Origin of the sequence: Clostridium septicum (assembly GCF_003606265.1) — a bacterium.
GTDB classification, from domain to species: Bacteria; Bacillota; Clostridia; order Clostridiales; family Clostridiaceae; genus Clostridium; species Clostridium septicum.
Window position 1 is genome coordinate 898,189 of sequence record NZ_CP023671.1, and the last position, 16,194, is coordinate 914,382.

Annotated in this window: 11 protein-coding genes; all 11 read right to left on the reverse strand. The window is 29.7% G+C overall.

What is annotated here, in order from left to right; translation table 11 throughout:
* Positions 1 to 2: 2 nt before the first annotated feature.
* The 11 genes from CP523_RS03975 to CP523_RS04025 all read right to left on the reverse strand — a co-directional run bounded on the left by CP523_RS03975 (position 3) and on the right by CP523_RS04025 (position 16,093).
* On the reverse strand, positions 3 to 1,232 hold the full coding sequence (locus CP523_RS03975; RefSeq protein ID WP_120140379.1) for an IS91 family transposase: 1,230 nt from the start codon (positions 1,230 to 1,232) through the stop codon (positions 3 to 5).
* A gap of 174 nt (positions 1,233 to 1,406) precedes the next feature.
* Positions 1,407 to 2,153 (reverse strand): triose-phosphate isomerase, encoded by a 747-nt coding sequence (gene tpiA / locus CP523_RS03980; protein WP_066679264.1) that lies wholly within the window; start codon positions 2,151 to 2,153, stop codon positions 1,407 to 1,409.
* Between the two features lie 81 nt (positions 2,154 to 2,234).
* The gene (locus CP523_RS03985; protein WP_066679263.1) at positions 2,235 to 3,410 is read right to left on the reverse strand and encodes a phosphoglycerate kinase; all 1,176 of its coding nucleotides are present in this window, start codon (positions 3,408 to 3,410) and stop codon (positions 2,235 to 2,237) included.
* Positions 3,411 to 3,624: 214 nt separating this feature from the next.
* The gene (gap, locus tag CP523_RS03990) at positions 3,625 to 4,623 is read right to left on the reverse strand and encodes a type I glyceraldehyde-3-phosphate dehydrogenase (RefSeq protein ID WP_066679262.1); all 999 of its coding nucleotides are present in this window, start codon (positions 4,621 to 4,623) and stop codon (positions 3,625 to 3,627) included.
* Between the two features lie 51 nt (positions 4,624 to 4,674).
* Positions 4,675 to 5,715: a sugar-binding transcriptional regulator gene (locus tag CP523_RS03995; RefSeq protein ID WP_066679261.1), complete on the reverse strand. Its 1,041-nt coding sequence runs from the start codon at positions 5,713 to 5,715 to the stop codon at positions 4,675 to 4,677.
* 194 nt (positions 5,716 to 5,909) lie between these two features.
* Positions 5,910 to 7,286: an RNA polymerase factor sigma-54 gene (gene rpoN, locus CP523_RS04000; protein WP_066679259.1), complete on the reverse strand. Its 1,377-nt coding sequence runs from the start codon at positions 7,284 to 7,286 to the stop codon at positions 5,910 to 5,912.
* A 220-nt stretch (positions 7,287 to 7,506) separates the two neighbouring features.
* A complete protein-coding gene (locus CP523_RS04005; RefSeq protein WP_120140506.1) occupies positions 7,507 to 12,510 on the reverse strand; it encodes a glycoside hydrolase family 2 TIM barrel-domain containing protein in 5,004 nt (1,667 codons plus the stop codon).
* Between the two features lie 240 nt (positions 12,511 to 12,750).
* Positions 12,751 to 13,587: a DegV family protein gene (locus CP523_RS04010; RefSeq protein WP_066676934.1), complete on the reverse strand. Its 837-nt coding sequence runs from the start codon at positions 13,585 to 13,587 to the stop codon at positions 12,751 to 12,753.
* Between the two features lie 20 nt (positions 13,588 to 13,607).
* Positions 13,608 to 14,069, reverse strand: coding sequence for a tRNA (cytidine(34)-2'-O)-methyltransferase (locus CP523_RS04015; RefSeq protein WP_066676933.1), 462 nt, complete (start codon positions 14,067 to 14,069; stop codon positions 13,608 to 13,610).
* A 125-nt stretch (positions 14,070 to 14,194) separates the two neighbouring features.
* On the reverse strand, positions 14,195 to 15,202 hold the full coding sequence (gene splB / locus CP523_RS04020) for a spore photoproduct lyase (protein ID WP_066676929.1): 1,008 nt from the start codon (positions 15,200 to 15,202) through the stop codon (positions 14,195 to 14,197).
* 51 nt (positions 15,203 to 15,253) lie between these two features.
* Positions 15,254 to 16,093 carry a Cof-type HAD-IIB family hydrolase gene (locus CP523_RS04025; RefSeq protein ID WP_120140507.1) on the reverse strand — a complete coding sequence of 280 codons (840 nt, stop codon included), beginning with the start codon at positions 16,091 to 16,093 and terminating at the stop codon, positions 15,254 to 15,256.
* Between the last annotated feature and the right edge of the window lie 101 nt (positions 16,094 to 16,194).

The following is a 16,194-nucleotide window of genomic DNA, read 5'->3' on the forward strand; positions in this document are numbered from 1 at the left end:
AACTAAGTTGTTTTCGGAATTATTTTACCACTTAATATACGTTTAGTAATAGCATAATTTTCTATAGCCTTTTCTAATTTTTCTTCATTCTCTTCTATAATCTTAATTCTCAGCCGTTCCCTCATGGACCCATATTTAGGATATACAATATCATGAAATCTCATTTTATTACCACAGTTAGGACATTTACACGGATTTACACCACTTATTGCCAGTATTCTATTCTCCCAAGTTGCTATAGATCTTCTTATACTTAATATCTTTTCATCTATCATTTTTATAAAATTAAATTTTCCTTTGCTTCTTCTAGAATAAATTCCAAAGTATCTTATCATTTTAAAATTTTTCTCTGGAATATGTCTTATTATTCTTTTTATGAACTCATATACATGTACAGTTTCAACTATGACCTTATTATCTTCATGTCTAGTATATTTATAAGTCACATTTTCACCATCATATTTAAGAATCCTTGATTCCGCTATCGCAGGACGTCCCACATATCTCCCTACATATTTTGCTGCTGTCTTCGCTGATTTTATCTCAGTTTTAGCATGAACATAAAAACCTTTATCTTTCTCTTTATATAGTTTATTTTTTAGTAATTTAATTTCTTTTGTATTTCCATTTATATAAGTTATTTCATCTAACAAAACCTTTTGCCATCTTTTTCTTAATGATTCATAAGATATGTGCCTTATATGCCTCCATTCTGTTATATTTCCTCTCCCTCCTTCTGTAACCATCATATGTACATGAGGATTCCACTTTAAATCTCTTCCAAATGTATGTATTACAGTTACTATACCTGGTGTGAATTCCTCCTTTCTATTTAAACTATGCATCCAACTCGTAACAGCTCTCGCTGCGCACTTCGGCAATATCTTAAGTCTTTGTCTATCCAGTCCAAAGAATTCTCTTAATTCTTTTGGTATAGTAAAAACTATATGTCTATGCCTAACATTTATTAAATTTCCCAACATATTATCAATCCAATTATCCGTATAAATCTTTCCACATGAAGTACAAAATCTACTTTTACATGTAAATCCGATTCTCTTTGTAGTATTACAATTATTACACTTCAATTCAATAAATCCATACTTTGTATCTTTACACTTTAAAACTTTTTCTACTTCCTTTTTAACATTAGGTCTAATCTTATTTTTATATAACTTTTCAAACTCTTTCCAATGGTCTTCTAATATTCTTTTTATCTTACCTTTTTTCATCTGTTAAACCTCTAATTTATAATTAATTAATCTAACATATTTGAAGGCTAAAAGCTAGATAATATCTAACTTTCAGCCTTCAAAATTTTTATACTTTCCTGTACATTAAAAAAGAAACTCAGCAAAGCTGAGTTTCTTTAAATTTCTAATTATATAGTCTTCTAATTAAAAATATTAGAAATTAACTATTTGTGAGAAATCTGATGCTACTAAGCTAGCTCCACCAACTAAAGCTCCATCTATGTCTGACATAGCCATTTGATCTTTAATAGTGTTTGGCTTAACTGATCCACCGTATTGGATTCTTATCTTATCAGCAACTTCTTTACCGAACATTTCTGCAAGTATTCCTCTTATTGCTGCTATAGTTTCATTAGCTTGTTCATTAGTAGCAGTCTTTCCAGTTCCAATAGCCCAAATTGGTTCATAAGCTACAACAACTTTTTCTGCTAATTCTTTTGATAAGCCTTCTAAATCAGCTTTTATTTGAGCTCCAACAACAGCGTTAGTTGTTCCATTTTCTCTTTGTTCTAGTGTTTCACCACAGCAAAGAATTGGAGTTAAGTTATGAGCAAACGCAACTTTAACCTTTTTGTTTAAAGCTTCATCTGTTTCATTGAAATATTCTCTTCTTTCACTATGTCCTAAAACTACATAGTCAACTCCCATAGCTTCAAGCATTCCTGGAGCTACTTCCCCTGTAAATGCTCCTTTTTCTTCAAAGTGCATATTTTGAGCACCTATCTTTATGTTTGAACCAGCAGCAGCTTTTAAAGCAGCGTCTAAACAAACAAAAGTTGGACATATAACTACATCGCAGTTAGCATCCTTTACTAATGGCTTTAATTCTGTAATTACTTTAACAGCTTCTTCTGGAGTATAATGCATTTTCCAATTTCCTGCAATTATTGGTCTTCTCATTTTCTTCACCTCATAATTAATAATTTATAATCTATAAATTTATCAATAAAAGTGGCTTACGCCACTTTTATATTTTTAATCTTAGTTATTTAAAGCTTCAATTCCTGGTAATACTTTACCTTCTAAGAATTCTAATGATGCTCCACCACCAGTTGAGATGTGAGTCATCTTATCTCCAAATCCTAAAATGTTAACAGCAGCAGCTGAGTCTCCTCCACCGATAACTGTTGTAGCATCTGCATCAGCCATAGCCTTAGCAACTGCAATTGTTCCTTTATTGAAGTTTTCGAATTCGAATACTCCCATTGGTCCATTCCAAATAACTGTCTTAGCATCTTTTATAGCATCAGCATATAAAGCTTCTGTCTTAGGTCCAATATCTAATCCCATGTGTCCAGCTGGAATATTTTGATCTTCTGTAACTACAGCTTCTACATCCTTAAATTCAGCAGCAACTCTGTGATCTACTGGTAATAAGAACTTAACACCCTTAGCAGCAGCTTTTTCTATCATTTCTTTAGCATAGTCAACTCTATCAGCTTCAACTAATGAAGTTCCGATTTCATATCCTTGAGCTTTTAAGAATGTATAAGCCATTCCACCACCGATTATTAATGTATCAACTTTTTCTAATAAGTTGTTTATAACGTTGATTTTATCTGAAACTTTAGCTCCACCTAAAATAGCAACGAAAGGTCTTTCTGGGTTGTTTACAGCATCTCCTAAGAACTTTAATTCTTTTTGAATTAAGTATCCACAAACAGCTGTATCTAAGTAATTAGTAACTCCAACTGTTGAGCAGTGAGCTCTGTGAGCAGTTCCAAATGCATCATTAACGAATATTTCTGCTAATGAAGCTAATTCTTTTGAGAATTCATCTACATTCTTAGTTTCTTCTTTTCTGCATCTTGTATTTTCTAATAATACAACATCTCCATCTTTCATTTCAGCAACAGCTTTCTTAGCGTTTTCTCCAACTACTTCTTCATCTCTTGCAAAAACTACTTCTTGGTTTAACATTTCGCTTAATCTCTTAGCAACTGGTGCTAATGATTTTGAAGCATCTTTTCCTAAGTGTGAGCAAAGGATAACTTTAGCTCCGTTCTTTATTAGATATTGTATTGTTGGTAATGCACCATTTAATCTGTTTTCATCAGTTATAACACCATCTTTTAGTGGTACGTTAAAGTCACATCTTACTAATACTCTTTTTCCTTTAACATCGATATCTTCGATAGTCTTCTTGTTGAAGTTCATCTTATTCACCTCTTAAAAAATTTTTATATAATGAAATCTTATTCTAAATAATAGAACAAGTTTAATTACTTTATTTATGTTTAATTTGGCCATATGTTAAAATTGGTCTGGCCTCATAGCTTTTACTATAAAACCAGACCAATCACTATGTCCTCATTAAAAATCTAAATATAAAATTTGATTTTTAAATTAAATTCTAAACTTTTATATTTAATTATCTAGTAACGAAATATTTTAAAGTTCTGATTAATTGGTTAGTGTATGACATTTCATTGTCGTACCATGAAGCAACTTTAACTAATTGTTGTCCGTTAACTTCCATAACCTTAGTTTGAGTAGCATCGAATAATGAACCAAAGCTGATTCCGATTATATCTGATGATACTAATGGTTCTTCAGTATATCCAAATGATTCATTTGCAGCAGCTTTCATTGCTTCGTTAATTTCTTCAGCAGTAACTTTCTTTTCTAAGTTACATACTAATTCAGTTAATGAACCAGTGATAACTGGAACTCTTTGAGCTCCTCCATCTAACTTTCCTTTTAATTCTGGAATAACTAATCCGATTGCTTTAGCAGCTCCAGTTGAGTTTGGAACGATGCTTGCAGCAGCAGCTCTAGCTCTTCTTAAGTCACCCTTAGCGTGAGGACCATCTAAAGTATTTTGGTCATTAGTGTAAGCGTGGATTGTAGTCATGAATCCTTTTTCGATTCCGAACTTATCATTTAATACTTTAGCCATTGGAGCTAAACAGTTTGTAGTACATGAAGCACCTGAAATAACTGTTTCTGATCCATCTAAAATTTCTTGGTTTACATTGTAAACAACTGTCTTAATATCTCCACTTGCAGGAGCTGAGATAACAACTTTCTTAGCACCAGCTTCTAAGTGTAAGCCAGCCTTTTCTTGTGATGTAAAGAATCCAGTACATTCTAATACTACATCTACGTTTAATTCTTTCCAAGGTAGGTCAGCTGGATTTCTTTCAGCAGTTACTTTTATTTCTTTTCCGTTAACTACGAAAGCTCCTTCTTTAACTTGGATTTCTCCGTTAAATCTTCCTTGAGCTGAATCATATTTGAATAAGTGAGCTAAAGTCTTAGCATCTGTTAAGTCATTGATTGCTACCACGTTGAATTCTGGGTTTTCAATCATTAATCTTAAAGCTAATCTTCCTATTCTTCCAAAACCATTAATTGCTACATTTACCATTTGCAATTACCTCCTAAAAATAGTTATATATTAAAATTAAAAATTTTAAACTTATTTATTATGGCTTTCCTTTATGAAATCTACTATTTTTCTTCCTGCAGCTTCATCTGTTACTAATACGGCATTGCTGTTATTCATCATAGTTGCCAAAATTGACTCTACTTTATTTTTTCCAGCCGCTACTGCAATATGTGTGTTAATTTTTTTAGCATCATTTATCTTTATACCAATAGTGGTATTTTCTGAAACTACTTCACTTTTTTCATTGAAATAGCATCCAAACGCTTCTCCTACAGCATCAAGTTCCTTAAGTTTATTAAATTCCTTTAATGAAACCCCTCTCTTCTCTGCCATAACAAGTGCATTACCAATACCATAAATCAATATATCAGCTTTATGTATTTGGTCTATAACCTCTTTTATTTCCTTTTCTTTAAGTAAAGTATCTAAAAGTTCTAAACTTAAATTTTCTGGAATATGGAGCATTTTGTAATTTCCATTTAACTTTTTAGCTAAAGATGCTGCTAAAGTACTTGCCTGTATTTCAACTTTTCTTCCCATTCCACCTCTTGCTGGAACAACAAGAATGTTGTTTACATTATTAACCTTAGGAAAAGCATCTACAAATTCTCTTATAGTATTCCCGCCAGTTATTGCAATTATATTATCATCTTTTATAATTGACTTTAAATAATTGGCTGCTGCTTTTCCAAGCTCTTTAAATACCATAGGATTTGCTTCTACATCTCCTGGAACAATTATTACTTCTCTTAAACCTAGGAATGATTTTACATTTCCTTCGATATCAGATAAACCTTTTATCTCATGCATAAAATCCTTTAACTTATCAACTACTTCTTGTCCCTCTTTAGTTACAGTCATACCTGGAGTGTTAATCTCTATAAGATTTTGAGACTTTAAAAAACTTATTTCAGTTCTTACAATTCTCTCTCCTAAATCAAGTTGATTTGCTAAAACCCTTCTTCCTATAGGCTGATTATAATATATAGTTCTTAATACATTGTATCTTTTCTCGAGGACTTCCACAAGTTCAGGAACTATTTTTTTTTGCAAAGATAATATTTCCTGCACTTCCAACCCTCCTTTGGTCTCAAAATGTCCCACACATTTTTTATGTGTCCCACATTTATTATTATAAAACACTTCTTTATATTTTAAAAGGGGTTTATAAAATTTTTCTAAAACTTTCATGTTTTTTAATAATTTTTTTATAAGTTATTAGTTTATTTTATAAAATTCCCTTTTAAACTGCTATAATTTTATGTTTATTCTATTCTTTTTCTTTTACTAGAAGATTTAATTCCTAATTCCTCTCTGTATTTTGCCACAGTTCTTCTAGATATATTCAAACCTTTTTTATTTAGTTCATCACAAATAATTTGATCTGATAAAGGTTTTTTCTTATTTTCATTACTTACTAAAATTTCTATTTGATTTTTTATATTTATTACAGTTGTATCTTCTCCATTTTTATTAGATGTAATTCCTGATTTAAACATATTTTTAACTTTAATTGTTCCTATACTTGTTAATACATACTTATCTTTTATTGCTCTACTTACTGTTGATTCATGTATTCCTAGCTCATCTGCTATTTCTTTTAGAGTCATGGGCTTTAAATATTTTTCACCTTTATCAAAATATTCCCTTTGTCTTCTAACTATGGCTTCTAATACTTTAACTAGAGTTGATCTTCTTTGTTCTATACTTTTTATTAAAAACATTGCACTATTTAATTTTTCTTTTATATACTCTTCTGTTTTTTTATCTCCGCCATTAAGTAATGTTTTCTTATAAACATTACTTATAGAAAGTTTTGGCAATATATTATCATTCGTAATTACAAAATACTCTCTATCTATTTTTCTAATACATGCATCTGGAATTATAAAATTCACTTCATCTCCAGTAAAAAAACCTCTTGATGGTTTAGGTTCTAAAGATTTTATAATATCTCCATAATCTTGTGCTTTCTTAGGAGATATTTTTAACTTTTTAGCTATTAAAGTAAATTTGTTGTCTGCTATTAAATCTAAGTACTCATCTATTATAAGTTTTATTTCTTCATCTAATAACCCTTGATTTATAAGCTGAATTTTTAAACATTCTTTTAAATCTCTTGCTCCTATACCATTTGGTTCAAACTCTTGAATTATTTCTAATGCTTGCTCTAAAATCTCTATTTCAATATGTATTTCTTTACTCATATCTGATAAAGACATAGTTAAATATCCTCTATCATCTAAATTTTCAATTATATATTTTGCTATATTCTTTACTAATTCATTTTCATTTAATTCACATAATTGTTCATATAAATATTCCTTTAATGAATGTTTCTCAGATATAAAATTAAATGGAGACACCTCATTATCACCATAGTCTGAATAATTTTGTGAACCATAATTATCAAACTCTAAATATTTAATCATCTCCTTATAATTAATTTTATCTTGACATGTAATTTCTTCTTGGACCATATCAAAATTACCTTCTAACATAGGATTTTCTGAAAACTCTTTGTCTATATACTCTCTTAAATCATATGCTGGCATTTGCAACAACTTAATAGATAATTGCATTTGCTGAGTCATTATAAGTTTTTGCTCTTGAGATAGGTTCAAATTAAAGTCTAGCTTCATACAAAACACCCTCATTCAAAAAATAACACAATATTTAAATAAATATATTATGTACCCCAATACAAGTATAAACTGTAAACAATTAATATATCAAGTAAATATTGTTTAAATTTTATCAATCTCTTATATTGTAAGAAAATACTTAAGTTTTAAATACTATAGAATTTATATTGTTTCCCAAATAAAAATAGCTAGGCTTTAACTCCTAGCTATTTTTTCTTTAATTATTTAGCATTTTATCTGTCAAAATATTTACATCTGTTTCATTTATTATTCCATCTTTGTTTATATCAAATTTCTTTACATTGTTCCAATCATTATCAGTAGCTTTTTTTCCATAGTTTTTAGATATTAATGCTACATCTCCAATATCTAATACACCATTTTCATTAAAGTCACCTATATTTTCATCAACTATTTCTTCAGCCTTTTTAATAAACATTGCATCTGCCCAATCAGAATGATCACTTCCATTATGACCAATTTTATCGGCAACTAACTTAACTTCTCTCTTTCCTTCAATATCAATATTTATAAATTTAGCTGGAGTATCTGGCATCATTTTACCACTTTCATAAACAAGTTCTTCATCTACATAAACTAAGAAATTAATACCATCACTATTTGCCCCTGACATTTCCTGATCGTTACCCATATAAGTTTGGAAATATTTATAATCTTTTCCCGTAACATCATAAATTATTGTAGAATCAGTGTGAGTTCCTAATCCTTTTTTAAATGTTTCAACTTTATTTCCTAATATTAATCTTAGTGGATTACCATCTATTGATTTATCCTTCTTTATAGTTGACCAACCAACTGTAGCACTCTTCCAATCTATATCACTTGCATAATCTCCATCTGCCACATTTAACTTAGCTGTTACGTCAAAATCTATACCAAATAATGTGAATTTACCAGGTACCTTATGAATTCCTGCTATTTGGAATATAGAATCCTCTACTTCATTCCAAACCACCGGTACAGTGACTTTATTTCCATCGCTGTATTTAACATCTATTTCCTTTGGTAAGAATACTCTTTCTCCTAACTTAGCACTTATATTAGGTGAAACTTCTTCCAATTCTTTAATTGTTATTGTTGCTGTTACTGTATTTGTAGTTCCAGTAATAGTTCCTTCAACAGTAAATGTTCCAACTGTATTATAATCTGACTCATTAATTTCATTCCATTTAAAAGAAACCTCTTTAAGTATTCCATCTGTTGTTTCTACTTCAATTTTATTTGGTAAAATTGGCTTATGTCCCTTAATACCATCTATTGAAATTTCTTGATTTTCTTTTAATTCAAATGGTAATGCTAATTTATTTATTTCCATTGGATTTTGACTCTTTATATCTATAGGCCTCATTCTCATTCTATATGTGTAGTCTTTATTTGGTTTTAATTGGAATTCTTCATGTGGTCTTGCTCCCCAACTATCATCTCCACCAAGTCCCATTTGTTTATAATTTATATTAACATTTACTTCATCCTGTCTAACTAACTCATACGGATGTGCTTTAGTTCCAAGCTCCTCTTCTGTATAATGAAGAGCTGATGTTTCAACTAAATCATCACCTGATACCATTAACCCTACACCTTCATTATTAGTTAAAGTTAACCATCTTACATCTGTTTTGTTTCCCATTTGTTGTGGTTCTATATAATCAAAATATTGATCATCAACTGTACTTTCATATATGCCAACGTCAGTGCTCATGTTTCTATCCCAATAATTTTCATATGGTCCTCTGCCAAACCATTTTAAATTTTCAAACTCCGAAGGCATATTAAATTCCATTCCTATTGCCGGAATTTCTGGTAATGATGTAGATCCTGGTTTTAACTCTGAAGTTATAACTACATCTCCACTTCCATAGATTTTAATTATATTCTTATATTCTGACTCTGTTGTTGTTGGTAAAGTTGATTCTATTTCTATTTTTATAACTTTTTCTCCCTTTTCTATAGCCACATTACTTACACTTCTATTTTTACCAGCTTTTTCCCAAGTAGCTGTTCTATTTGGCATTCCATTTTCTCTATCGTTATCATTAGGGGCTCTCCAAAAATCTGGTTCAATAGGACTACTTAAAAGTTCTTTACCGTTATTTTTAAATGAACTTATATTTCCAGTGTTTTTATCAAAATTAAGCTCAAATCCAGTTCCATTAACTTTAAGATTAGAATCAGTTTCTTCTACTTGTAAATTATCCATATTAGAAGTATCTAATACATCTTTAGATTCTTCAGTTAAATTAACTTTAATTTGTTGCTTAGCTACTTCATGACCTACTTCGGACCACTTTGTAGCTTCTTTTTCTGTGAACTTTATATTAATAAAATATTCTGATCCTCTATCTATCTCTTCAGGCATTGTAAATGGAACTATAATTTCTTTAGTAGCTAAAGGTTCTATATCCACATTTAATTCACCATTTTGAATAACTTTCCCATCTTTAACTAGCTCCCATGCTCCATTATATTTATTTATATTAGTGAATAAACTTTCATTTTCAATAGTTATTTTTCCATTTTTAATGTCTAAATCTCTTATTTCAATATCTTGATAATGATACTTCACATCTATAAGTTGTGGTTTTATTGTTCTATCTGCATTAACTAATCCATTAGCACAGAAATTATTATCATTAGGATTATCTCCCCAGTCTCCACCATATGCAATAAATCTATCTACACCTTCTGGCTTAGTTGATTTCCAATTTTCAAAATCCATCCAAAGAACTGTATTATCATCTGGTTGCCTTCCTTTATCATTTAATTCCTCTTTTGATAAAGCTTTATTATATATTCTTACATTATCTATGGCTGAATTACTTCTTCTATTTTCTTGAGTATCTCCACCAATTGCCACTGCATAGTTAGATGAACTTATACTTGCAGTTTTAGCATTAACAGCAACCTCTTCACCATCTATATATAGTCTTACATTTTCCCCATCAAAGGTTCCAGCTATATCATGCCAATTGCCTTCCCAATTATCTGGAAGATCTGTTGTACTTGCAGATACCCATTGAGTGTAACTTCCTGGAATACTAGAATCGTATATAAAGAATTCTAATCCTCTTTTTCCTGAACCTTCATAATTTGCACTTTCTTTTAATGCAAATTGGTTATCTCCTTTTGATACAAATACATTATGTCCAGTAGATAATTCTTCAGGTTTAACTGTAGCTTCAACAGTTAATCCCTTCCCTGTTACATTTAACCTTTCATCATTAGGTAAAACTGCATACCCTCTTAAGGCATTTCCTTGTTTTCCTTCTACTTTTCCACCCTCTTTAACTTCTGCATTAAAGTTATTTTTACTTGAATCAACAATAGTAAACTTCTCTTCTATATTTTTATATAAACCTTGATCTACAAAATCCCATATAAATCCACCTTGAAGATTATCGTATTTTTCAAAAGTTTCCATATAACTATTTAAATCTCCAATGCTATTACCCATAGCATGTGCATACTCACATAATATAACTGGTTTACTTCTAGTATTATATGAAGCTAATGTACTTGGACTTGAATACATCATACTATATACATCTGATGCTCTAGTTTCTGAATTATAATCACCTTCGTAATGAATTGGTCTTGTTGGTTCATTTTCTCTAATCCAATCTGCTAACCTTATAAATCCAGAACCTGCACCTGCTTCGTTTCCTAAAGACCACATAACTACCGATGCATGATTTTTGTCCCTCTTAACCATGCTCTTTATTCTATCTAAACACATTTCATACCACTGTGGTTTGTTACCTGGTATATGATCTCCTGCTAATCTAGCTGCATGTGATTCAATATTAGCTTCATCTACAACATATAAGCCATATTCATCACATAATTCAAGCCAAGCCGGGTTATTTGGGTAATGTGATGTTCTAACAGAGTTTATATTATGTGATTTCATTATTTTTATATCTTCAATCATACTTTCCACAGATACAGCTCTACCATCAGTTGGGTCTGTTTCATGTCTATTAGCACCTTTAAAATATATAGGTTGTCCATTTATAAGTATTTGTCTATCTTTAATTTCCATTTTCTTAAATCCAACTTTAGTGCTTACTGCTTCCATTTCATTTCCTGATTTATCTTTTAAAGTTAAAATTAATGTATAAATATATGGATCTTCTGCAGACCACTTTCTTGGATTTTGTATTTCTTTACTCATATTTAAAACTTTTCGTTTTGCATCTTTATTTAATTTACTTGAACTTGAAAAATCAGTAGTTGATATAACTGGTTCTTCAAATACTTTATTATATTCTCCATCATAAAGCATTGCTTCTACTGTATATTCATCATTATTTTTTAAGTAATTTGATAAATCTACTTCTATATCTAAAGTTGCATTTTCATACTTTTCATCTAAATTTGAAACTACTCCAAAATCTCTTATACGAACTTCTGGAGTAGAATAAATGGCAACATCTCTAAAAATACCGCTTAATCTTATAAAATCTTGATCTTCTACCCAACTTGCATCTGACCATCTAAATACTTGTACTGAAATAGTATTTTCCCCGTCTTTTAAATAATTTGTTATATCAAAATCTTTAGCTGTATAGCTATCTTCTGAATACCCAACTCTCTCTCCATTTATCCAAAGATAAAATGCAGATTCTACACCTTGGAAAGATACATATACTCTTCTTTCAGTATTCCATCCTTCTGGCAAATCAAACTTTCTTTGATATGTTCCTACTGGATTATATTGAACTGGTGCTCCTCCTTGCGGCGGATTTTCTCTTCCAGTCCATGGCATTGTTGTATTTGTATATATTGGGTAATCAAATCCTTCCGTTTGCCAATTACTTGGAACTCTTATATTAGTCCATTCCTCTGTGTCGAAACCGTTTTCTGTCAGTTCAGTAGGTCGTAAATCTGGTTTATCAACTATATTAAAATCCCATTGACCATTTAGTAACATATGGTAATCTGAATTTACTCTTATTCCTCTTTGGCTAATAGGCATTTGTTCATATTTTAATGCTGTAGAACTATCTTTGTATGATACAAAAGTTGAATGTGCCTCTTCTCTATTTACCTGAAAAACATCTGGATTATTATTCCACTCTGATCCCCAGGATGTTAATGCTCCTACATACTTTCCAGTTCCCCATAATGCTCCTTCTGTTGCTACAATAAAAAGTGTCGTGGCCATAATTAACGAAATCATTTTTTTATTTCTTTTTATCAATTTTTATCCCCCGCTTCTATCTTTTTATTTGCTATATGAACTTTTGAATTTAATTACCTTATTAATACCAACTCCTTCCTATAGCTATATATAATATCTTATATTCAACCTTCACTAGGAAAAACCTTCATTTTATTCTATATTTTAACTTTTATTCATTTAATATATTAATTTTATGAAAAATAAAAACGTTAAGTAATAACTACCTACTACTTAACGCATATATTTATATTATAATTCCTATTTAGTTATAAAAAATAATCCTCCTGCCTTTGGACCTGAATGTATTCCAACTGCGCATCCTACTTCTGTATCAATATGTTTAATATTATTTGAAGTTAAGTACTCTTTTAAAACAGCATAAAGCTCTGGATTTTCACACTGAAGTAACATTACAGGCTCATTTGGATCTACATTTGCAGCTTCATAATCTGAAATTATTTTCTTGAAAGCCTTTTTACTTCCTCTAACCTTATCCTTTACAGACATTATACCATCTTTAACTTCTAATATAATTCTAAGTCCTAAAGCAGTTCCTATAGCTCCTGCTGCTTTTGATATTCTTCCGCCTCTAACAAGGTTCTCTAAAGATTCAAATGCTAATGAACTTTTAACTTTAGGAATAGTATTTAATATTTCCTTTTCTATTTCTTCTAATGATAATCCTTCGTCTCTTAATTTACATGCCTTTAAAACTAATAATCCTTGACCTGAAGTAATAGTTTGTGTATCAATAATGACTATATCATCTGACTCTACCATATTTTTTGCTAAACATGCTGATTGATATGTTCCACTCATATTAGAAGACATTATAATTGCTATAACCTTATATCCTTCTTCTAAATTTTTTCTAAAACACTCTTCAAATCTACTTGGCGTTACCTGAGATGTAGTTGGTAAAATATTTTCCTTTTCTATTCTTTCTTGCATCTCTTTTGGGTTTATTTCTTCCATATCTATATAACTTTCTTCTCCAAAGTTAATTAGTACTGGTAAAACCTCTATATTATTTTTCTTTATCATTTCTTGTGGAATATCTAAACAACTATCTGTAACAATTTTTATTTTTTGCATATAGCTCTCCCCCTAATTATCTATTTCATTTCTGGAAAACCAATTTGTCTTAAAGCTTCGTATGCTACAATTGCAACTGTATTTGATATGTTTAAACTTCTAGTACTACTTTTAATCATAGGTACTCTTATTCCATTATGTTTGTTATGAACATCTTCTGGAACACCTGAAGATTCTCTACCAAACATGATAAAATCACCCTGTTGGAATGAAGCTTCATCATAATGTACTCCTCCATGAGTAGTAGCTAGAAATATTCTTTCATTACCGTATTTTTTCATAAAATCTTCATAACTTTCATGAATTTCTAATTTTAAATCTTTCCAATAATCAAGTCCTGCTCTTTTTACATGCTTATCATCTATACTAAAACTCATAGGTTTTATTAAATGTAATGTTGAATTTGTTAAAACACATGTTCTTGCTATATTTCCTGTATTTTGAGGAATTTCAGGTTGATATAATACTATATTTAAATTCAAGTCTTTCACCCTCCAACTAAAAAAGTAAGATGGCCACACCTTACTTATTAAACTTTTCCTATTGAAAATGATACTATATAGAAATATATTAGTCAAAGAAAATGCTAACAATTTACTAAATGTTTTTATATTATATACTTTATATTCTTCTCGTCAAAAGCCCCAACTAAACTTTTTTTAAAGAATTCCTTCATCTCTTGAAGTTCCTCATTTTTATACACATACTTACCATACCCAAATTGACCAAACTTAAATTTTCTATCATTTACATCCATTGGTAGAGTACTATTTGGATATATTGATAATATATTATTTTTAGCTCTTTCTGTAAACCTATGAGATATAACCTCAAATTCCACTTTTTCCCCTCTAAATTCATTTTTTATTTTTTCTAAAAGCTCACCATATTCTTCCTTCCATCCATCATACATAAAAACAGGTGCTATTATAAATCCTAACTTATATCCAGCTTTTTTTATTTTCTTAGCAGCTTCTATTCTTTCGTCAATAGAATCTGTTCCATGTTCATACTTTCTTATAATCTCATTTGTATTTATGCTAAACCTTATTGTTGTATGTCCATTATGATTAAGTTTTAAAAACTCATCTACCTCTTTAAACTTACTTACAAATCTAAATCTAGTATTTTCATTAGCTCCAAATGCCTCAATAGCTTTTTTTAATCCATGTGTATAATCTTCAACTGGTATAGGATCTGATGTTGCAGAACCCTCAAATACTGTTACCTCCGGTAATCTTTCTTCTGCATACTTAAAAGCTTTATTTAATATTTCATCAATATCAACATAAACTTTTATATAAGGTCTCTTCCCTAATTGTGTATTTAAATAGCAATATTCACACATCCCCATACATCCACTTACTAATGGTAACTGATAATGTGCTGATGGCTTGCAACTTTGAAATTTTGTATCTCCTTTTACGCCTACAACTAAAGTCCTTTTGCCATTAAAATATTTTTCTCTATCTGTTTCTTTATTGCTTCCAATAACTCTACCACTTTTATTTATTTGTACTTCTATATTTTCTTTTTTAAATCTATTAAGTAATTCTATTCCTAGTTGATATTTTAAAGCTTTTTCGTCAAAAACTACTTTATCTGGTATAAACATAAAATCACCTCAATGTTATTATGCTTATACATAAGTATTTACATACTTTTTTTATTTCTTTAAAACAAATTTTTTTATAGCTTTACCTACCCCATGCCTTTTATTTGTATCTGTTATATAATCCGCTGCTTTTTTAACTGCATCTATTGCATTTCCCATTGCAATTCCAAGACCTGCATATTGTATCATCGATAAATCATTTTCGTTATCCCCTATACACATAATTTCATCTTTATTAAATCCATAATACTTTGCTAACTCTTGTACTGCATTTCCTTTTGAAACACCTTTATGATTAATTTCTATGCTAAAACTTCCTGAGCCAAAATATACAACTTCATCTACCTTATTCAATTCTTCTTTAAAATTCTTTATTTTTTTCTTATTAGTTGAAAATGCTATGCATTTAGTTATATTATCTCCTAATCTATTAAATAACTCTTCCCATCCTTTTAAAGTCTTTTCTACATGGTAATTTATTTTAAGGCTATCGTAACCTATTTGCTTAGTCATAAAAATTTCTGTTCCTAATTTAATTAAATTATTACTGCAATATATACTATCTGTAGTATAAAAATGAAAATGCATCTTGTTTTTATAAAGTAATTTTACCAGCCTTATACAGACCTCTATAGGAATGGTATTTTTATATATTATTTTACTATCATGCTTTTCTCTTATTATGGCTCCATTTGCTGCTATTACTGGAGATTTAACACCTAAAATATTAGAGAAATAAGCTGCATTATTATATATTCTTCCTGTAGTTACTACAATCTCAGCTCCTTCATCATGAGCTTCTTTTATAATTTTTTTATTTTCTTCTGATATCTCTCTACCTTTTCCTAGTAAAGTTCCATCCATATCTATGCAAATCATCTTATATTTCATAAAAAATCTCCTCTATAACTTTAAGTAATATTTTATTATATGATACCACTTAAATTAATGTCGAAAAAATTGAAAAATGTTAAATTTATTTTACATTTTTT

Coding starts and splice junctions, on each gene's coding strand:
- CP523_RS03975 (WP_120140379.1), bottom strand. CDS start 1,232: ATGAAAAAAGGTAAGATAAAAAGAATATTAGAAGACCATTGGAAAGAG.
- tpiA (WP_066679264.1), bottom strand. CDS start 2,153: ATGAGAAGACCAATAATTGCAGGAAATTGGAAAATGCATTATACTCCA.
- CP523_RS03985 (WP_066679263.1), bottom strand. CDS start 3,410: ATGAACTTCAACAAGAAGACTATCGAAGATATCGATGTTAAAGGAAAA.
- gap (WP_066679262.1), bottom strand. CDS start 4,623: ATGGTAAATGTAGCAATTAATGGTTTTGGAAGAATAGGAAGATTAGCT.
- rpoN (WP_066679259.1), bottom strand. CDS start 7,286: ATGAAGCTAGACTTTAATTTGAACCTATCTCAAGAGCAAAAACTTATA.
- CP523_RS04010 (WP_066676934.1), bottom strand. CDS start 13,587: ATGCAAAAAATAAAAATTGTTACAGATAGTTGTTTAGATATTCCACAA.
- splB (WP_066676929.1), bottom strand. CDS start 15,202: ATGTTTATACCAGATAAAGTAGTTTTTGACGAAAAAGCTTTAAAATAT.
- CP523_RS04025 (WP_120140507.1), bottom strand. CDS start 16,093: ATGAAATATAAGATGATTTGCATAGATATGGATGGAACTTTACTAGGA.